Raw genomic sequence first — 17836 nt, 5'->3', positions numbered from 1 at the left:
CGAAACGTTCCGCGCCGATCTTCGTCAGCGCCGCCGTCAGCGTCGTCTTGCCGTGGTCCACGTGACCGATCGTGCCCACGTTCACGTGGGGCTTGGTGCGCTCGAACTTACCCTTGGCCATGATTGCGTATCTCGTTGAACTGTTGGATGGAGGCCCGCGCTTTCCGCTGCGGGACGAAGATGGTGCTCACGACTGGAATCGAACCAGTGACCTCCTCCTTACCAAGGAGGTGCTCTACCGACTGAGCTACGTGAGCGTGAGTTGTACCCTGGCGCCGCGGTTCCAATGATACCCCGCGGTGGAGCGGGAGACGGGAATCGAACCCGCACCATCAGCTTGGAAGGCTGAGGTTCTACCGTTGAACTACTCCCGCGCCGGGATGAAACTGGTGGAGGGAGGTGGATTCGAACCACCGAAGGCGTAAGCCAGCAGATTTACAGTCTGCCCCCGTTGGCCGCTTGGGTATCCCTCCAGCACATGGAACCTTTGAAATCAGCCCGCGATTTTGACGCGCCGGATCGAGGCTGTCAACGCCTGCGGCATATTTCCGCGCCGCCTGCGGCACCGCGACGCCGCGCCGGCGCCCGCCGGCTCAGACGTTGAAGCGGAAATGCAGGACATCGCCTTCCTGCACCCGGTACTCCTTGCCTTCAAGGCGCAGCCGCCCGGCCTCGCGCGCACCGGATTCGCCGCGGTAGCGCAGGAAGTCGTCGTAGCCGATGGTCTCGGCGCGGATGAAGCCCTTCTCGAAGTCGGTGTGGATCACCCCGGCGGCCTGCGGCGCGGTGGAACCGGCCTTGACCGTCCACGCGCGGACCTCCTTCACGCCGGCGGTGAAATAGGTCTGCAGCCCCAGCAGGCTGTAAGCCGCGCGGATGACCCGGTTCAGGCCCGGCTCCTCCAGGCCCAGGTCGGCCAGGAAGACATCGCGGTCGGCGTCGTCGAGTTCGCTGAGTTCCTCCTCGATGGCGGCCGAGACCGGCACCACCTCGGCGCCCTCGCCTGCCGCCCGGGCGCGGACGAGGTCCAGGTGCGGATTGCCCTCGAACCCGTCCTCAAGCACGTTGGCGACATACATCACCGGCTTCAGGGTCAGCAGGAACAGGTCGCGCACCGTGGCACGGTCGTCCTCCGACAGGCCCAGCGCCCGCGCCGGCTTGCCGTCATCGAGGCCGGCACGCACCCGCGCCAGCACTTCCACCCGGGCCTTTGCGTCCTTGTCACCGGTCTTGGCCGAGCGCTCGGCGCGCTGCAGGGCCTTGTCGACCGACTCCAGGTCGGCCAGCGCCAACTCGGTGTCGATGGTCTCGATGTCGGCGATCGGGTCGACCTTGTTGTTGACGTGGATCACGTCGTCGTTCTCGAAGCAGCGCACCACGTGGCAGATCGCGTCGACCTCGCGGATGTGGGCCAGGAACTTGTTGCCCAGGCCCTCGCCGCTCGCCGCACCGGCCACCAGGCCGGCGATGTCGACGAACTCGACCGCGGTCGGGATCACCTTCTGCGGGTTGATGATCTCCGCCAGCGCGTTCAGGCGCGGATCCGGCACCGGCACCACGCCGACGTTGGGCTCGATCGTGCAGAAGGGGAAGTTGGCCGCGGCGATGCCCGCCCTGGTCAATGCGTTGAAGAGGGTCGACTTGCCGACGTTCGGCAGGCCGACGATGCCGCATGTGATGCCCATTGTTCTGTCAGGTCCTGTTGGTGTGCAGCCGCTTCATGGCTTCGTTGAAATCGCCGGCCATGGCCAGCGGCAGCACGTCGAACGCGTCGTCGATGGCGCGTCCGATGAGAATGTCGTCGTCGGGCGACGGGCGCCCCAGCACCCAGCCGGTGACGCGGTCCTTGTGCCCGGGGTGGCCGATACCGACGCGCAGGCGGTGGAACCGGCCGTGGCCGAGCAGGCGCATGGTGTCGCGCAGTCCGTTCTGGCCGCCGTGCCCACCGTCGAACTTGAGCCTGGCGGTGCCCGGCGGAAGGTCCAGCTCGTCGTGGACCAGCAGCGCCTGTTCCGGCTCGATTTTCCAGAACTGCAGCGCGGCGAGCACCGACTTGCCGCTGAGGTTCATGAAGGTGGCCGGCTTGAGCAGCCAGGCCTCGTGGCCCGCGATCCGGACCTTGGCCGTCTCGCCGTACAGCTTGCCGTCGACCCTGAAGCGCTCGCCCTCGCGTTCGGCCAGGGCGTCGACAAAACGGAACCCGGCATTGTGCCGGGTCCGTGCGTGCTCGGTGCCGGGGTTGCCCAGCCCGACGATGAGTCGAAGACCGTCCATCGGGTCGACGCCGGCCGGCGCCCGCGGATGGCGGCGCCGGCGCGGTACGCCTTACTTCTCCTCGGCGTCCTGCTTGGCGGCAGGGACCTCGGCGCCATCGGCGGCGGCTTCGTCGGCCTCGGGTTCGGCCTCGACGCGCGCGTGGCGGGCCACGGCAACGGCGGGGTTGTGCTCGTCGTCGATCTTCGCCACGAGCTCGACGCCTTCCGGCAGCACGAGGTCGGACAGGTGCACGGTGTCGCCCATCTGCATGTTGGCCAGGTCGACCTCGATCGACTCAGGCAGCTTGCCGGGCAGGCAGATGACTTCGACCTCGTTGAGCTCCTGGGTCAGGACCACGCCCGCGGACTTGCCGGCCGGCGAGGTCTCGGCGTTCACCAGGTGCAGCGGCACGCTGACGCGGATGACCTCGTTCTCGTTCACGCGCTGGAAGTCCAGGTGCATGATCAGCTGGCGGTACGGGTGGCGCTGCATGTCGCGCAGGAGCACGCGCTCGATCTTGCCGTCGACCTCGAGGTCGAGGATCGACGAATAGAACCATTCGTGCTGGCTGGCGACCCAGGTCTTTTCCTGGTCGAGCTGGATGCTCTTGGGGGCGGCTTCGCCACCGTAGACGATGGCGGGGACCTTGCCGGCATGACGCAGGCGGCGGCTCGCACCCTTACCTTCGTCACTGCGGCTGGAGGCCGTGATCTTGTTCTCGTTCATCAGTTTTGCTCACTTGCTCTGGATTGATCGCCTCGCGGCGGATGGTGACTCCCCCGCGACCAGGGGAGCCTGTTGAAACGGGTCGGATGCGGCCGGGCCGTCAGTCCACGTACAGCGAACTCACCGATTCGCCGAAGGCGATGCGGCGGATGGTTTCGGCCAGGAGCTCGGCAACGCTGAGCTGGCGGATGCGGCCACAGGCGCGGGCCGCGTCGGAAAGGGGAATGGTATCAGTCACCACCAGCTCATCGAGCTGGGAGCGCATCACGTTGTCGATCGCGGCACCCGACAGCACGGGATGGGTGCAGTAGGCGACGACCTTGGTGGCCCCTTCCGCCTTCAGCGCCGCGGCGGCGGCGCACAGGGTGCCGGCGGTGTCGACGATGTCATCCACCAGCACGCAGGTCTTGCCGGACACGTCGCCGATGATGTTCATCACCGTGGCCACGTTGGCCTTCGGACGGCGCTTGTCGATGATCGCGAGGTCGGCATCGTCCAGGCGCTTGGCGATTGCGCGCGCACGCACCACGCCACCCACGTCCGGGCTGACCACCACCATGTTGTCGGTGCCGTGCGCGCGCCAGATGTCGGCCAGCAGCAGCGGCGAGGCGTAGACGTTGTCCAGCGGGATGTCGAAGAAACCCTGGATCTGGTCGGCGTGCAGGTCGACGGTCAGGAGGCCGTCCGCCCCGGCCGCGGTGAACATCCGCGCAGCCAGCTTGGCCGTGATCGGCACCCGCGAGGAGCGCATGCGGCGGTCCTGGCGGGCGTAGCCGAAGTACGGCACCACCGCGGTGACGCTGCTTGCCGAGGCACGCTTGAGCGCATCGATCAGCGCCAGCACCTCCATCAGGTTCTCGGCGGTCGGGGCGCAGGTGGACTGCACCACGAACACGTCCTGGCGGCGCACGTTCTCCTCGATCTCGACCTGGACCTCGCCGTCGGAGAACGTGGACACCAGCGCCTTGCCGGGACGCACGCCGAGCTCCCGGCACACGGCCTGGGCGAGCGGGCGATTGGCATTGCCGGAGAAGATCAGCAGGTTGCCATCTTCTTTCTTCACGGGACTACTCCGCTGGAGGTGCTGCAAGCAACGATGTGATTGGCAGGGGCGGCAGGATTCGAACCTGCGAATGCCGGGATCAAAACCCGGTGCCTTGGGCCACTTGGCGACGCCCCTGCGGTGACCAGGCCGCAAGTGCATCCAGCAGCGGCGAGCGCGACACGCCGGCCACCACCCGGGCACGAAACCCGGCAGGCAGCGCGGCGAGCGCGGTTTCGGCGTGCCCGCGCGTGGCGAACTCGACGAAGCAGCCGCTGCCCGTCCCGGTCAAGCGTGGCGGACCGATGCGCGAAAGCACCTGGAACGCGGCCTCGACGGCAGGTTCCAGGGCACGCAGCACCGGCTCGAACACATTGCCGAGCAGAGCACCCGAAGCGAAGTCGGACATTGTCGCGGGCGGGGCATCCCTCGTCAATTCAGGGGCTTGGAACAGGGTCGCGGTGGCGACGTGGACACCCGGGTCGGCGACCACGTACCAGGCCGGCGGCAGCTCCATGGGCGCCAGCACTTCCCCGACGCCTTCGGCCCAGGCACTGCGACCGTGGACGAACACCGGCACGTCGGCTCCAAGGCGGGCAGCCAGCAGCGCCAGCGCCTCGCGGTCGGCATCCACGCCCCAGATCGCGCCCAGCGCGCACAGGACGGTGGCCGCATCGGACGATCCGCCGCCAAGCCCGGCCCCGGCAGGAATCCTCTTTTGAACGCGGATATCCGCGCCTTGGGCGACGTTGAACGATTTTTGCAGGAGTTTCGCCGCGCGCAGACTGAGGTCCAGCGCTTCCGGCACGGCCCGGAGATCCGCGCCGTGGCGAACGATGCGGCCGTCCGTGCGCGGGCGCAGGTGCACGGTATCGCCCCAGTCGAGGAGCCGGAACACCGTCTGCAGCTCGTGATAGCCGTCGGCACGACGCCCGGTGAGGTGCAGGAAAAGATTGAGCTTGGCCGGCGCCGGCCACGCAGACCAGCCGGGCGCGGTCATGGCCCGGCCTCGCCCCAGTCGTCGACGACCAGGCGCACGCCGGCGTCGCCACGGCCGGCATCGATGCGCAGCGGCAGCGCCGGATGCCCGCCGCCGGCGTCCGACCACCTGCGGAACTCGATGGTCCAGCCCGCCTGCTCCAGGCGCGCGGGCAGCAGGTCGGCGCCGAAGTCCATGCGCGCGGGACCATGTTCGGCTTCGTCGGCCGGCAGGCCGCGCAGCCATGCGCCGAGTGCGCCCACGGGCACGTCGAGGCCGGTGGCTTCGAGCAGCAGTTGCTGGCCATCCGGACCGGTGCGCGTGCCACCCTCCATGCCCTCCAGCCGTGCACCGCCCGCGTCCACGGACAAGCGCCAGCTTTGCCGGGTCACCGGTGCCGCCAGCGCGATCTCGATGGCCACGCCGTCCTGGCGCCACTCGATGCGTCCGCTGCCGCCCCTGGCGCCGCGGGTGATGGCCGCGCGCCCGGCGAGCTGCCAGGCCGGCATCGCGGCGAGCGCCTGCGCGCGCCCGGCCTGGATGGTTTCCGCACGCTGCAACGCGGCCGCGTCAAGCGCCGGCAGCGCCGCTGGCGGCAGCGGCCGCGTGGCGCAGGCGGCAAGCGCGCCGGCGCAGGCCAGCCCGAACAGGATCCGCGGATACGTCATGCGCCGACGTCCTCCAGCGCGCGCTGCAACGAACGATTGTCGGGATCGATGCCGCGGGCATCCTCGAACCATTCCATGGCCTCGTCCCGACGACCCAGCTGCCACAGCACGGTGCCGACGTGCGCGGCGATCTCGGCGTCCTTCTCGAGCACGAAGGCGCGACGCAGTTCGACCAGCGCCTCCTCGTTGCGGCCCAGCCGGTGCAGCACCCAGCCATAGCTGTCGATGATCGCGGCGTTGGCGGGTTCCGCCACCCGCGCGCGCTCGATGAGCTCCAGCGCTTCGCGGTAGCGGTCGGTACGGTCGGCCAGGGTATAGCCCAGCGCGTTCAGGGCGGCGGTGTTGTCGGGCTCGGCCACCAGGATGCGGCGCAGATCGGCCTCGGCGCGGGCAATGTCGTCGCGGCGCTCCCACATCAGCGCGCGCGAGTACAGCAGCGCGGATTCGTCGGGAAACGCGGCCAGGCCGCGTGCCAGGGCATCCAGCTCGGCGGCGGCGCTGCCGTCCTCGCGGCGCAGCTCCGACTCCATCAGGTAGGCATCGCGGCGCAGCTGGTCATCGGCGTCCGCATCCTGCTGCAGGGCGTGCAGCGCTGCGTAGGCCTCTTCGCCGCGCTCGAGATCGTGCAGCATCTTGGTGGCGCGCAGGCGCGCGGTGGCGCGCTGCTCGCCACCGGGGACGCTGCGATACCAGTCCAGGGCCTCGCCCGGCCGTTCGAGGAATTCCGCGACCTGGGCCAACAGCAGCCGCCGCGCCGGATTGGGCACCTCGGCACCCTTGGCCAGGTCGTCGTAGAGCGCGGCCAGCGCGACCTTGTCGTCGGCGTCGGCCAGCAGCGACGCGCGCAGCGCCACCTGGCCGAGGTCGTCATCCCCACCGGGGGCGACGGCAAGCAGGGCCGCGCCCGCCGCGGGGTCGCCAAGCCCGGCATAGGCCAGCGCCACGCGCGCACGGATCCGCGGCGCCACCAGGGCGTCCCCGGCGGCCAGCGCATCCAGCACCGCGCGGGCATCGTCGCCATGACCGGTGCGGTGCAGGTACTGGACCCGCAGCAGGCCCATGGCGGGGTCGTCTGGATGCAGCTCGCGCGCCACGGCGTCGATGCGACCGAACAGGTCGTCGTCGCCCAGGCCAAGCGCAAGCTGCCCCGCCGCCGACAGCGGCATCGGCTCGGTGGGCAGGGCGCCACGATCGAACAGCTGCCCGAGCACCCGCGCGGACAGCGCAGGGTCGCGGCTGCCGGTGCCGATCACTCCGAAGGCGGCCAGCCAGCCGCGGGCGCCGCCTTCGCGCAACATCGCTTCGAGCCCGCGCCTTGCGGCCCGCGCCTTGCCGGTGCGCAGGGCCAGGGTGGCACCCGCGCCCTGCATGCCGAGCGACTCCGGGGCCCGCTCGCGCCACAGCGCCAGCGCTTCGCCGAGCGCCCGGTCGTCGTGCCCCATCAAGGCGTAGCGGGTGGCCCGGGAGGCCAGTGCGGCATCCCGGGGCGCGGCCCGCGCAGCCTTGAGGTACCACGCCACTGCTTCATCCAGGCGCCCGGCGGAGACCGCGAACTCGGCCGCCATGACCTCGCGCAGGGGCGCTTCGACGGCGCCATCGCTGGCGTTCGCCGCTGCCGCCGCTGCCGCCGTGCACAGGGCCGCGGCCAGCAGCACGGCCAGCGCCCGGATGGGCGCGGAACGCCCTTTCCGGAGGCCGCGGGACGCGCGAGGCGCAGGCACCGTAAAATGTCGCAATGTCATGCCGGCACTTTATCGCAAGCACCTGAACGAATGAGCCTTGTCGCCATCGGCCTCAACCACCAGACCGCGCCCGTCGAACTGCGCGAACGGGTGGCCTTTGCCGACGATCGGCTGCGCCACGCGCTGGCGGACCTGCGCGCCCTGCCCGGCGTGCGCGAGGTCGCGCTGCTGTCGACCTGCAATCGCACCGAACTCTATGCCGTGGCCGACGATGACGGCCGCGCGCTGGTGAACTGGCTGGCCACCCACCCCGAGGATCCGATGGGCGATGCCGGTTCGCTGGAGGCCTATCTGTACCGGCACGCCGACGCCGACGCCGCGCGCCATCTGTTCCGCGTCGCCACGGGCCTTGACTCGATGGTGCTGGGCGAGCCGCAGATCCTGGGCCAGGTGAAACAGGCCTGGTCCATGGCGCGCGGCGCGGGCACGCTGGGTGGCCAGCTAGACCGCCTGTTCCAGCACGCCTTCGTCACTGCCAAGCGCGCGCGCACCGAGACCCGCATCGGCACCAGTCCGGTCTCGATGGCGTCGATGGCGGTGCGCCTGGCGCAGGACAGCTTCGCCCGGCCGGAGGATTCGGCCGTCCTGCTGGTCGGCGCCGGCGAAACCATCGAACTCGCTGCGCGCCACCTGGCCGCGGCCAGGGTCAAGCGACTGATGGTGGCCAACCGCACCTATCGCCACGCCGAGGAGCTGGCGCATCGGCACGGCGGCGTCGCCCTGCCGATGGAAGAGCTCGAACACCACCTGCACCTCGCCGACATCGTGTTTTCCGCCACGGCCAGCCGCGAACCGGTCATCGACCGCGCCGCCGTGGAGTCGGCCATGCTCGCGCGGCGCCATCGCCCGATGCTGCTGCTCGATCTTGCCGTACCGCGCGACATCGATCCGGATGTCGGCGGCCTGCGCGATGTCTACCTGTATACCGTCGACGACCTCGAGCGCGCGGTCGAGGACAACCGCCGCAACCGCCGCGAGGCCGCCGACGCCGCTGAATCGATCATCGACCTGCAGGTGGCGAGCTACGCGCAGATGCAGGCCACCGGCTCGCGCAGCGGTCCGATCCGCCGCCTGCGGGCCCACGGCGAAGCGGCACGCGCCGAGGTCCTGGAGCGCGCGCGCCAGCAGCTGGCCGCCGGCCAGTCACCGGAGGCGACGCTGGAATTCCTCGCGCATACGCTCACCAACCGCCTGCTGCACCCGCCGACAGCAGCGCTGCGCGAGGCCGCCGCTGCCGGCGATACCGCCATGCTCGACGCGGTCGAACGCATGCTCCCGCCGGCCCCTGCGGGAACCGGGCCCACCGCCAGCACCGGCAACGACGATGCTGCCGACCCTGCGCCGTAAGCTCGAGGCCCTGGCCGAACGTCGCGACGAACTCGAGCGGCTGCTCGCCGAGCCCTCGGTCGCTGCCGACCAGTCGAAATTCCGCGCCCTGTCGCGCGAGTTCGCCGGCCTCGACCCGCTCGCTGCCGCGCTCGCCGACGAAGGCCGCGCGCGCGCCGACCTCGAGGCCGCCGAGGCGATGCGCAGCGATCCGGAGCTGCGCGAGCTGGCCGAAGACGAAGTCGAGGCGGCGACCGGGCGCCTGGCCGAACTCGACGACGTGCTGATGGCGCTGCTGGTGCCGCGCGACATTCGCGACGACGGTGGCATCTACCTCGAAGTCCGCGCCGGCACCGGCGGCGACGAGGCCGCGATCTTCGCCGGCGACCTGCTGCGCATGTACACCCGCTATGCCGAACGCCAGGGGTGGCGGGTCGAGATCGAATCCGCCAGCAGCGGCGAGCACGGCGGCTTCCGCGAGGTCGTGGCCCGCGTCGAAGGCGCCGGCGCGTACGCGCGCCTGAAATTCGAATCAGGGACCCATCGCGTGCAGCGGGTGCCGGAAACCGAGTCCCAGGGCCGCATCCACACCTCGGCGGCGACGGTCGCGATCATCCCGGTCGAGGAAGACGGCGAGCCGATCGAGATCAACCCCGCCGACCTGCGCGTCGACACCTTCCGCTCGTCGGGCGCCGGCGGCCAGCACGTCAACAAGACCGACTCCGCGATCCGCATCACCCACCTGCCCTCCGGCGTGGTGGTGGAGTCGCAGACCGAGCGCTCGCAGCACGCCAACCGCGACAAGGCGATGAAGCGCCTGCGCGCGATGCTGGCCGAGGCCGAGGCGGAGCGCCGCGCCGCCGCCACTGCCGCCAGCCGCAAGCTGCAGGTCGGCAGCGGCGACCGCAGCCAGCGCATCCGCACCTACAGCTACCCACAGGGCCGGATCACCGACCACCGCGTCGAGGGCCTGACCCTCTACGACCTGCCCAACGTGATGGATGGCGCGCTCGATGCGCTGGTGGACCGCCTCACCCGCGAGCACCAGGTGGACGAACTGGCGCGCCTGTCGGAGCAGGCCTCGTGAACCCCGGGGTTCCCGCATGAACGCGATGCGGGACCCCCGCGACGAAGCGCGACGCGCAGTGGCGGCCGCTCCCGGCAATCCCATCGCCTGGGTCGTGCTGGCCGACGCCGAACTGGACGCCGGCGATGGCGCCAGCGGCGAGGCCGCCGCCCGGCGCGCGCTGGCGCTGGCACCAGGGCATCCCGAAGCGCTTGCACGCCTGGGCCGCGCGCAGTGGCTGCGCGGCCAGCACCGCGCGGCCGCGGACAGCCTCGGCCAGGCCGCCCGCGCGGCTCCCCGCCACCCCGGCATCGCGCTGTGGCTGGGCCATGTGCTCGAAGATATCGGCGAGGCCGAAGCCGCGGCAGACGCCTATGCCCGCGCCCATGCCCTTGCGCCAGGCTCGGCACAGATCGCGGCCTATCTCCTTGCCTGGCGCAGGCGGCTCTGCGACTGGCGCGGTCTGGACGCGCTGTCGGCCCAGGTGCGCGCTGCGGTGGCCCAGGGCGAGGCGGCGGTGGAGCCGTTCGCTTTCCTCAGCGAAGACGGCGACGCCCTGGAGCAGCTCCGCTGCGCGCGCCTCAACGCCATCGGCGTCGCGCGCGCGGTCCGCCCGCTGCCGCCACGCGGGCCCGCCGGCGACGGTCCGCTGCGCATCGGCCTGCTGTCCAACGGCTTCGGCGCCCACCCCACCGGCCTGCTCACGGTCGCCTTCCTGGAAGCGCTGCGCACCGAGCCCGGACTCGAGGTCCATCTGTTCGCGCTCAATGCCGGCGACGGCAGCCTGGTCCGCCAGCGACTCGAAGCCGCCACCACGCTGCATGACGTGTCCGCCCACCCGCACGCGGCGGTGGCCATGCGCATCCGCGAGACCGGCATCGACGTCCTCCACGACCTGCGCGGCTGGGGCGGCGGCGGCACCCCCGCGGTGCTCGCGATGCGGCCCGCACCCGTGCAGGTCAACTGGCTGGCCTACCCCGGCACGTCGGGCGCGCCCTGGATCGACTACGTGCTGGCCGACGGCTTCGTGCTGCCGCAGGCCCTCGAGGCGGGGTTTTCCGAAGCCGTCGCGCGGCTGCCGCGCTGCTTCCAGCCCTCCGATACGCGTCGCGCACCGGCAGCGCCGCCTGCGCGCGCCGAATGCGGGCTCCCGGACACCGGCGTGGTGTTCTGCTGCTTCAACAACAGTTACAAGACCAATCCGGCCAGCTTCATGCGTGCGATGGCCGTACTGCGCGGCGTACCCGGCAGCACGCTGTGGCTGCTCTCCGGTCCCGGAGGTGGCGACGAGCGCCTGCGCGCCGCCGCGACCTCGGCTGGCGTCGACCCGGCGCGCCTGGTCTTCATGGCCAAGCAGCCCCACGCGGCCTACCTGGCGCGGCTGCAGCTCGCCGACCTCTTCCTCGACAGCAATCCCTACAACGCCCACACCACCGCCTCCGACGCGCTCTGGGCCGGCTGCCCGGTGCTGACGCGCCCCGGGCGCACCTTCGCCGCGCGCGTGGCCGGCAGCCTCAACCACCACCTCGGTCTTGGTGAACTCAACGTGGCCGACGACCGCGCCTTCGTCGAGCTCGCCATCGCACTGGGCAGTGACCCGGCCCGGCTCCACGATGTCCGCCTCCGCCTGCAGCAGCTTCGCGCCTCGTCGGGACTGTTCGACATGCCCGGCTTCGCGCGCGACTTCGCAGCCATGGCCAGGGCCATGGCCGACCGCCACCGCAGCGGCCTGATGCCGGCCCCCATCCAACTGCAGGAGGCGTCTTCGTGACCCGTGAATTCCGTGGCAAGGATTACAAGCGCGAGATCAAGGCGCTGCAGCTCGAGCTCGTCGCGATGGCACGCTGGGCGCGCCATCACGGCGAGCGCATCGTGGTCCTGCTCGAGGGTCGCGACACCGCGGGCAAGGGGGGCACGGTCAGGGCCATCACCGAGCACCTGGACACTCGCCAGTACCGCGTGGTCGCGCTGCCCAAGCCGAGCGAACGCGAGCAGGGAGAGTGGTACTTCCAGCGCTACGTCCCGCACCTGCCGAGCGCCGGCGAGATCGTGCTGTTCGACCGCAGCTGGTACAACCGTGCCGGCGTCGAACAGGTGATGGGCTTCGCCAGCAAGGACCAGGTCGACGCCTTCCTGCTGCAGGCGCCGGTATTCGAGAAGCTGCTCGTCGACGACGGCATCCGGCTCTTCAAGTACTGGCTGTGCTGCGACCAGGAGGAGCAGGAGGAGCGCTTCGCCGAACGCCGCGAGGATCCGCTCAAGGCCTGGAAGCTGTCACCCATCGATCTCGAGGCGCGGCTGCGCTACGACGACTACACCCGGGCCCGTGAAGCGATGCTGGTCGCCACGCACACCCCGCACGCGCCATGGAGCCTGGTCGACTACAACCACCAGAAGTCGGGGCGGCTGGCCCTGATCCGCAACCTGCTCGACCGCCTGCCCGACGTGACCGTGCCCGAGGTCCACCCCGAGTTCCCGCCGCTGCCGCAGCAGCCGCTCGAAGAGCGCTACGGCATGCTGGAACCGATCCCGCCCTACGCCATCGACGACGACTGAAGACCCTGCGGACGACTGGCTACCCCTGTAGGAGCAGCTCCTGTAGGAGCAGCTATAGCTGCGACCGGTCCCTGTCGGAGAACGACGGTTGCAACCAGGCAGCCCCGGAAATCGATCGCAGCTATAGCTGCTCCTACAGGGAGAGTGCGGGGTCGGGAGAGAGGGTGCGGGCCGGAGGGAAACGCGGGTCAGCTGCCCTGGCCGGGTGCCGGGCCGCCGGCGGCTTCGATCGCCTGTTCCAGGTCCGCGGCCGTCACCGGGCCGAGGAAGGTCTTCACCATGCGCCCGTCCGGCGCCACCAGGCAGGTGAGCGGCAGGCCGCGCGGAGTCGGGAAGTCACGCGGCGGGTCATAGGTGTCGATGATCGCCACCGGATACACAACCGGACGCTTCTGCAGGAACGCGCGCAGGGTCTCCGGGTCGGTGTCCTCGTAGGCCAGGCCGATGACCTCGATGTGCTCGTGCATGGCGTCAAGCGCGGACAGCTCGGGCATTTCCTTGATGCAGGGCGCGCACCAGGTCGCCCAGAAGTTCACCACAACCCAGCGGCCGCGGCGGTCGGCAAGATCGTAGCTGTCGCCGTCGAGAGTGGTCACGACCAGGGACGGATATTCGGCGCCGCCGGCATCCGGGACCGGGTCCGTCCCTTCAGCCGTGAGCCCGGGCGCAGCGTCCGCGTCGTCGTGTCCCCGCGCATCGTCGCGCTGGCAGGCGACAAGGAGTGCAAGGGCGAGGCAGGCGGCAAGGGCGAGGCGCAGTGGCATGTCGGTCATCCGGGCGGTTGGTCGAGGCAGTCGCCGACGCGGCGACGGAGCAGGTCGCGCAGCGGCAGCCGCAGCTGGTCGATGGTGGCGATCACCGCGGCGCCGCGGGCGTCATCGGCACCCGGCAGGTGCGCCTCGGCGATCGGGATGCGCAGCTGGCCGGCTTCGTACAGTTCGGCCAGGCTGAGGTCGTCGAGGTCGCGGGCCAGCAGCCATTCGCCGCCTTCCGCCCGGCGCACCACGCGGATCGATTCCAGCTGTCCGAGCGTCTCCTGCACCAGCGCGTCGGTGAGCACCGGCTCGCAGTCGAGGATCTCGTCGCTGTGCAGCCCCCTGCCCTCCGCGCGCGCCTCGCGCAGGCGGGCGAGCAGGCGCAGCATGGCGTAGATCTCGTAGCCCTGCGGCAAGCGCATGTGCGCCGGCTGGTAGCGGAACGCCGAGACCGACGACGCGAACGAGGCGCCCAGCAGCACGCTCACCCAGCCGAAGTACAGCCACAGCAGGAAGATCGGCACGAAGGCCACCGCGCCATAGATGTTCTGGTAACCGTTGAAGCTGCCAAGGTAGATGCCGATCAGGCGACGGCCGGCCTCGAGCAGCAGCACCGCCACCACCGCGCCGGCGAAGGCGTGCCGCCACTGCACGGTGCGGTGCGGCACCACGCGATAGATCATGGCAAACGCCAGCAGTTCGATGACCACCGGCGCGGCGCCCAGCAGGGTGGCCTGCAGCCATTGCCCGGCGCCGGTGCTGAACACCTCAAGCGCGAAGATCCGGCCAAGCACCGACAGGCTGGCCGCGGCCACCAGCGCGCCCAGGGTCAGCACCGTCCAGTACACCAGGAAGCGGGAGAACTTCGGCCGCGCGGAGTGCACGCGCCAGATCCGGTTGAAGGCGGACTCGATCCCGAACAGCGTCACCAGCACCGAGACCACCAGTGCGATCACGCCCACGGCGGTGAGCTTGCCGGTGTTGCCGGAGAACGACAGCAGCCAATCTCGGATGCCCTCGGCCGAGCTGGGTACGAAGTTGGCGAAGATGAAGCCGGTCAGCAGGTCGCGCCATTCCTCGAACACCGGGAACGCCGACAGCACGCCGAACACCACCATCGACAGCGGCACCAGGGCGAAGGTGGTGGTGAACGACAGCGCGCCGGCGGCCTCGAACAGGCGATCGTCGAGGAACCGCCGCCAGAGGAAACGGGCGAAGGTCGTGGCGCGCGCGCGGTCGCGCAGGCGCTCGCCCCAGCGGTTGAGCGAATCCAGTGGCTCCATCGCCGCGAGGTTAACCGATCGCGCGGCAAGCGGCGCCGCGCGCCCGCCTGCGGCTATGCTTGCCGGCCCCGGAGGAGAACCCATGGCCGAGATCCTGGTCCTGTACTACAGCCGCGGCGGCTCGGTGGCCGCGCTCGCACGCCAGGTGGCGCGCGGCATCGGCGAGGTCGAGGGCATGTCCGCGCGCCTGCGCACCGTGCCGCCGGTGGCCCCGGTCACCGTGGTCGCGACCGCGCCGGTGCCCGAGGACGGCGCACCCTATGTCGAAACCCGCGATCTCGACGAGTGCGCCGGGCTGCTGCTCGGCAGCCCCACCCGCTTCGGCAACATGGCCGCGCCGATGAAGCATTTCATCGACGGCCTCGGCAGCGAGTGGGCCAGCGGCACCCTGGTCGGCAAGCCCGCGGCGGTGTTCACCTCGACCGCCACCATGCACGGCGGCCAGGAGTCCACCCTGCTCACGATGATGCTGCCGCTGCTGCACCACGGCTGCGTGATCGCGGGTATTCCGTTCACCGAGCCGGGGCTGTCCGCGACGCGCACCGGTGGCACGCCCTACGGCGCCAGCCACGTCGCCGGCGGCGACAACGATCCGACGCCCAGCGACGAAGAGGCGCGACTGGCACGTGCGCTGGGGCGGCGGATCGCCAGTCTCGCGGCGAGGCTTTCCTGATGGCCTTGCCGCTGTCTCGGGTGGCCCTTTCGGCCTTGCTGCTGGCCCTGGCTGCGCTGTTTGCCGCCTGGTTCGCGGACGACGCACGCTATCTGCAGGCGCTCGCGGTGTTCACGCTGCCGCCCCTGCTGCTCGGCATCGGCGTGCTGGCACGCCGGCGCACGGCCCCGTTCTGGGCCGGGGTGCTGGCGCTGGGCTGGTTCTGCCACGGCGTCATGCTGGCCTGGGAGCGGCCCGTCGACCGCGCCTGGGCGCTGGGCGAAGTGCTGCTTGCACTCGGCATCGTGTTTGCCGCGAACTGGCCCGGGCTGCGCGCGCGCTTCGGCGGGCCGGGCCGGGGGAAAGGAACAGCAGCCGAAGCCTCCGGTAGCGGGCGGCCCGACGCGAACGACTAGAATGCGCAGCCCGCCGGTCGGCCGGCGCACTGCGCCAGCCACGGCCGCATGCCTTTGAGGAACACGCGATGGAAGAACTGCTGATCGTCACCACCGGCGGCACGATCGACAAGGTCTATTTCGACGACAAGTCGGATTTCCAGGTCGGCGAGCCGCAGATCGGGCGGATCCTCGAAGAGCTTGGCGTGGCGTTCCGCTTCCGGGTGATCCCGATCATCCGCAAGGACTCGCTGCACATCGACGACGCCGACCGCGAGCTGCTGCGCGCCACCATCGCAGCGCAGCAGGCGCGCCACGTCCTGGTCACCCACGGCACCGACACCATGGTCGAGACCGCGAAGGCGCTGTCCGCGCTCGAGGACAGGACCATCGTCCTCACCGGCGCGCTCAACCCGGCGCGCTTCCGCGGCTCGGACGCGGAGTTCAACATCGGCACCGCCGTCGGCGCCGTGCAATCGCTGCCGGCCGGCGTCTACATCGCCATGAACGGGCGCATCTGGGACCCGCTCACCGTGCGCAAGAACGTCGCCGCCAACCGTTTCGAGGCCGCCTGACCCGGCACTACGGTCCGACCTGTCGCGGCACCGGCAGCACGCAGCCTCAGATCAGGGTCGCGGCGGCATGGGCCGGGTGCGCGGCGGTCCGTCAGAAGGCGGCCGGGCCGGCGGCTGCGGCGTCCGCCGCACCCGCGTCTGCTTGCCCAGCTCGCCCATGAAGGCCAGGCCCAGGCGGGCGATGATGGTGGCGTGCACGGCATCGCCACCGAGGTTCTCGAGGGTGTCGTCCGGCGTGTGCAGGAGCGGGAAGAACGGTCCCTCGTCATACATCGCCGCGGGGAACCCGGCCTGCATCCATGACGCGTGGTCGGAGCAGGCATAGCCGCAGCTCGAGTCGCTGCGGGTATGGCCCAGCGGCGCGAGGTAGACGTCGAACAGGTCTTTGAGGAACTGCACCAGCTGCGGGTGCGAGTTGTCCGTCATGACCCGGATGTCGCTGGTCGAGCCGGGTGCGCGGTAATTCGTCATGTCCATCTGCAGCACGCCGACCACGTTGCGACCCTCGGTCGCGAAGCGCTGCGCAATGGCACGCGAACCGCGCAGCCCGACCTCCTCCGCCGAGTAGCCCATGAACATCACCGTGCGCCGGGGCCGGTAGCCCTCGGCCATGGCGATGCGCAGCACTTCGGTGAGGGTGGCGATTCCCGAGGCGTCGTCGTCGGCGCCCGGCGCATCCATGCCGTTGCCCGAGCCGACGTAGGAAATCGAGTCCAGGTGGCCGCCCAGGACCACGATCTCGTCGGCGAGGTCGGTGCCCTGGATGGTGAGGATGACCGAAGGCTGGCCCGCGCAGTTGTTGCAGCCGGTGAACAGCTCGGCGCTGACATCGCTGCGGCCGGCGGCCAGCGCCAGCCATTGGTCGCGGATCCACAGCGGGGCGGCATGGCCGTGCGCGCTGGCGTAGTAGCGGTTGGGCCAGACCGTGGACAGGTGCTGGATGGTGGCCCTGATCGCCGGCTCCGACACCTGCGGCAGCCAGCCTTCGACCATGCGCTGCTGGTCGATCGTGTAATCCGGCAGCGTCGCCCGGAGGCCGCGCAACGCGGTGTCCGACGCCACGAAGGCCTCGGCTTCGGCACGCGTCGCGAACGCGAAGAAGCCGCCGCAGCGGCGCTCGACCTCGTGCACGTGCCGGCTCAGGTCGGCGACCTGGTGCTCGCGCAGCGTAGCCAACACCAGCGGCCGCCCCAGGGCATCGCGCCGCGCGGCGACCTGCCCGCTGAAGTCGCGCAGCGCGGCCTCGAAGGTGCCGCGCTCGGCAACCACGTGCACCGGCGTCATCGGATCGAAGGCCGACGCTCCATGCTCGTGCGCCAGCGCGGCGCTGCCCGCAAGCAGCATGCCGGCGATCGCGATCGCCTTTGCCAGAATCCCCGTCTTCATGGTCCTTCCCCGGCCCGTTTCCGTGGCCGCGATCATTGCACGTCGAGCGCTGCGCTCGCGGCCGCCGGCAGTGGCGGCGGAAAAAAGGGCTCTTCTCCCGATTGAGGGAGAGACGTACGGCCGACCCGGCAGAGTGGCTGGTTCTTGTCGAGGCTCCGGGGGTGCTGACGTGACAGTTGGAGCGCGTTGTTACGTCTGCAGCTGCTCCGTTCTTGTCTGCGCTGCCCGTCCGGCGCATTTCTCCGTTGTAGCCCGCGCTGTCCGTCCCGTGCATTTCTCCGTTGTGGTCCGCGCTGCCCGTCCCGTGCATTTCTCCGTTGTAGCCCGCGCTGCCCGTCCCGCGCACAGGGGGTGTGCTGCGCCGGCCGTCTCCGCGTCCTGCTCCCAGCGGCCGGGCGCCGGCCATCCATGGCCGGCTCTCCGCACACC

The 17836-nt window shown here is 70.7% G+C and carries 18 protein-coding genes and 4 tRNA genes; 7 read left to right on the top strand and 15 right to left on the bottom strand.

Features of this window, described 5'->3' with window-relative positions:
• From WCD84_RS13845 to WCD84_RS13790, 12 genes are all read right to left on the bottom strand, one after another.
• On the bottom strand, positions 1-121 hold a 121-nt coding region (locus WCD84_RS13845), incomplete at its 3' end, for a GTP-binding protein (RefSeq protein WP_049419246.1).
• 60 nt (positions 122-181) lie between these two features.
• Positions 182-257 (bottom strand) — tRNA-Thr (locus tag WCD84_RS13840).
• A 43-nt stretch (positions 258-300) separates the two neighbouring features.
• Positions 301-374: transfer RNA gene (locus tag WCD84_RS13835), tRNA-Gly, on the bottom strand.
• A 13-nt stretch (positions 375-387) separates the two neighbouring features.
• A tRNA-Tyr gene (locus WCD84_RS13830) sits at positions 388-473 on the bottom strand.
• Positions 474-593: 120 nt separating this feature from the next.
• A complete protein-coding gene (gene ychF / locus WCD84_RS13825; RefSeq protein ID WP_343279928.1) occupies positions 594-1685 on the bottom strand; it encodes a redox-regulated ATPase YchF in 1092 nt (363 codons plus the stop codon).
• Between the two features lie 7 nt (positions 1686-1692).
• The gene (pth, locus tag WCD84_RS13820; protein WP_343281746.1) at positions 1693-2274 is read right to left on the bottom strand and encodes an aminoacyl-tRNA hydrolase; all 582 of its coding nucleotides are present in this window, start codon (positions 2272-2274) and stop codon (positions 1693-1695) included.
• A 51-nt stretch (positions 2275-2325) separates the two neighbouring features.
• Complete coding sequence (locus WCD84_RS13815; RefSeq protein WP_343281745.1) at positions 2326-2982, bottom strand: 50S ribosomal protein L25/general stress protein Ctc; 657 nt, start codon at positions 2980-2982, stop codon at positions 2326-2328.
• Between the two features lie 100 nt (positions 2983-3082).
• The gene (locus tag WCD84_RS13810; RefSeq protein WP_343255931.1) at positions 3083-4045 is read right to left on the bottom strand and encodes a ribose-phosphate diphosphokinase; all 963 of its coding nucleotides are present in this window, start codon (positions 4043-4045) and stop codon (positions 3083-3085) included.
• A gap of 40 nt (positions 4046-4085) precedes the next feature.
• Positions 4086-4162: transfer RNA gene (locus WCD84_RS13805), tRNA-Gln, on the bottom strand.
• A complete protein-coding gene (gene ispE, locus WCD84_RS13800) occupies positions 4125-5024 on the bottom strand; it encodes a 4-(cytidine 5'-diphospho)-2-C-methyl-D-erythritol kinase (protein ID WP_343281744.1) in 900 nt (299 codons plus the stop codon). Before ispE ends, WCD84_RS13805 begins: the two co-directional genes overlap by 38 nt.
• Entirely contained in the window at positions 5021-5671 is a 651-nt protein-coding gene (gene lolB / locus WCD84_RS13795) for a lipoprotein insertase outer membrane protein LolB (protein WP_343281743.1), read from the bottom strand. The genes ispE and lolB overlap by 4 nt, the downstream gene beginning before the upstream one ends.
• On the bottom strand, positions 5668-7413 hold the full coding sequence (locus WCD84_RS13790; protein WP_449280128.1) for a tetratricopeptide repeat protein: 1746 nt from the start codon (positions 7411-7413) through the stop codon (positions 5668-5670). The genes lolB and WCD84_RS13790 overlap by 4 nt, the downstream gene beginning before the upstream one ends.
• 30 nt (positions 7414-7443) lie before the next feature.
• On the opposite strand from WCD84_RS13790, the gene hemA reads away from it, so the two are divergent.
• The 4 genes from hemA to ppk2 are packed head-to-tail and all read left to right on the top strand — an operon-like array spanning position 7444 to position 12361.
• The gene (gene hemA / locus WCD84_RS13785) at positions 7444-8760 is read left to right on the top strand and encodes a glutamyl-tRNA reductase (protein WP_343281741.1); all 1317 of its coding nucleotides are present in this window, start codon (positions 7444-7446) and stop codon (positions 8758-8760) included.
• Positions 8738-9826 carry a peptide chain release factor 1 gene (prfA, locus tag WCD84_RS13780; RefSeq protein ID WP_343281740.1) on the top strand — a complete coding sequence of 363 codons (1089 nt, stop codon included), beginning with the start codon at positions 8738-8740 and terminating at the stop codon, positions 9824-9826. Before hemA ends, prfA begins: the two co-directional genes overlap by 23 nt.
• Before the next feature lie 16 nt (positions 9827-9842).
• On the top strand, positions 9843-11576 hold the full coding sequence (locus tag WCD84_RS13775; protein ID WP_343279919.1) for an O-linked N-acetylglucosamine transferase, SPINDLY family protein: 1734 nt from the start codon (positions 9843-9845) through the stop codon (positions 11574-11576).
• Positions 11573-12361 carry a polyphosphate kinase 2 gene (gene ppk2 / locus WCD84_RS13770; RefSeq protein ID WP_343281739.1) on the top strand — a complete coding sequence of 263 codons (789 nt, stop codon included), beginning with the start codon at positions 11573-11575 and terminating at the stop codon, positions 12359-12361. Before WCD84_RS13775 ends, ppk2 begins: the two co-directional genes overlap by 4 nt.
• A gap of 188 nt (positions 12362-12549) precedes the next feature.
• Here ppk2 and WCD84_RS13765 read toward each other — a convergent pair whose 3' ends face one another.
• Together WCD84_RS13765 and WCD84_RS13760 are read right to left on the bottom strand one after the other, a co-directional pair.
• Positions 12550-13125 carry a TlpA family protein disulfide reductase gene (locus tag WCD84_RS13765; protein ID WP_343255939.1) on the bottom strand — a complete coding sequence of 192 codons (576 nt, stop codon included), beginning with the start codon at positions 13123-13125 and terminating at the stop codon, positions 12550-12552.
• 5 nt (positions 13126-13130) lie between these two features.
• Positions 13131-14399, bottom strand: coding sequence for a YihY family inner membrane protein (locus tag WCD84_RS13760; RefSeq protein ID WP_343255940.1), 1269 nt, complete (start codon positions 14397-14399; stop codon positions 13131-13133).
• Positions 14400-14481: 82 nt separating this feature from the next.
• On the opposite strand from WCD84_RS13760, the gene wrbA reads away from it, so the two are divergent.
• The 3 genes from wrbA to WCD84_RS13745 all read left to right on the top strand — a co-directional run bounded on the left by wrbA (position 14482) and on the right by WCD84_RS13745 (position 16021).
• A complete protein-coding gene (gene wrbA / locus WCD84_RS13755; RefSeq protein WP_343255941.1) occupies positions 14482-15072 on the top strand; it encodes an NAD(P)H:quinone oxidoreductase in 591 nt (196 codons plus the stop codon).
• Positions 15072-15467, top strand: a complete 396-nt coding sequence (locus WCD84_RS13750; RefSeq protein WP_343255942.1) for a DUF2069 domain-containing protein — start codon at positions 15072-15074, stop codon at positions 15465-15467. The genes wrbA and WCD84_RS13750 overlap by 1 nt, the downstream gene beginning before the upstream one ends.
• Positions 15468-15535: 68 nt before the next feature.
• Positions 15536-16021, top strand: a complete 486-nt coding sequence (locus WCD84_RS13745) for an asparaginase domain-containing protein (protein WP_343255943.1) — start codon at positions 15536-15538, stop codon at positions 16019-16021.
• Positions 16022-16072: 51 nt separating this feature from the next.
• Here WCD84_RS13745 and WCD84_RS13740 read toward each other — a convergent pair whose 3' ends face one another.
• A complete protein-coding gene (locus WCD84_RS13740) occupies positions 16073-17407 on the bottom strand; it encodes a M20/M25/M40 family metallo-hydrolase (RefSeq protein WP_343281738.1) in 1335 nt (444 codons plus the stop codon).
• Positions 17408-17836: the final 429 nt, after the last annotated feature.

The organism is Luteimonas changyuni (genome assembly GCF_039548395.1).
Lineage (GTDB): Bacteria > Pseudomonadota > Gammaproteobacteria > Xanthomonadales > Xanthomonadaceae > Luteimonas.
The sequence above is the reverse complement of the archived record's forward strand: the minus strand, read 5'-3'. Positions and strand labels throughout refer to the sequence as shown.

Coding starts and splice junctions, on each gene's coding strand:
- pth (WP_343281746.1), bottom strand. CDS start 2,274: ATGGACGGTCTTCGACTCATCGTCGGGCTGGGCAACCCCGGCACCGAG.
- prfA (WP_343281740.1), top strand. CDS start 8,738: ATGCTGCCGACCCTGCGCCGTAAGCTCGAGGCCCTGGCCGAACGTCGC.
- WCD84_RS13765 (WP_343255939.1), bottom strand. CDS start 13,125: ATGCCACTGCGCCTCGCCCTTGCCGCCTGCCTCGCCCTTGCACTCCTT.
- lolB (WP_343281743.1), bottom strand. CDS start 5,671: ATGACGTATCCGCGGATCCTGTTCGGGCTGGCCTGCGCCGGCGCGCTT.
- WCD84_RS13775 (WP_343279919.1), top strand. CDS start 9,843: ATGAACGCGATGCGGGACCCCCGCGACGAAGCGCGACGCGCAGTGGCG.
- WCD84_RS13740 (WP_343281738.1), bottom strand. CDS start 17,407: ATGAAGACGGGGATTCTGGCAAAGGCGATCGCGATCGCCGGCATGCTG.
- WCD84_RS13750 (WP_343255942.1), top strand. CDS start 15,072: ATGGCCTTGCCGCTGTCTCGGGTGGCCCTTTCGGCCTTGCTGCTGGCC.
- wrbA (WP_343255941.1), top strand. CDS start 14,482: ATGGCCGAGATCCTGGTCCTGTACTACAGCCGCGGCGGCTCGGTGGCC.
- ychF (WP_343279928.1), bottom strand. CDS start 1,685: ATGGGCATCACATGCGGCATCGTCGGCCTGCCGAACGTCGGCAAGTCG.
- WCD84_RS13815 (WP_343281745.1), bottom strand. CDS start 2,982: ATGAACGAGAACAAGATCACGGCCTCCAGCCGCAGTGACGAAGGTAAG.
- WCD84_RS13745 (WP_343255943.1), top strand. CDS start 15,536: ATGGAAGAACTGCTGATCGTCACCACCGGCGGCACGATCGACAAGGTC.
- WCD84_RS13790 (WP_449280128.1), bottom strand. CDS start 7,413: ATGACATTGCGACATTTTACGGTGCCTGCGCCTCGCGCGTCCCGCGGC.
- WCD84_RS13760 (WP_343255940.1), bottom strand. CDS start 14,399: ATGGAGCCACTGGATTCGCTCAACCGCTGGGGCGAGCGCCTGCGCGAC.
- hemA (WP_343281741.1), top strand. CDS start 7,444: ATGAGCCTTGTCGCCATCGGCCTCAACCACCAGACCGCGCCCGTCGAA.
- ispE (WP_343281744.1), bottom strand. CDS start 5,024: ATGACCGCGCCCGGCTGGTCTGCGTGGCCGGCGCCGGCCAAGCTCAAT.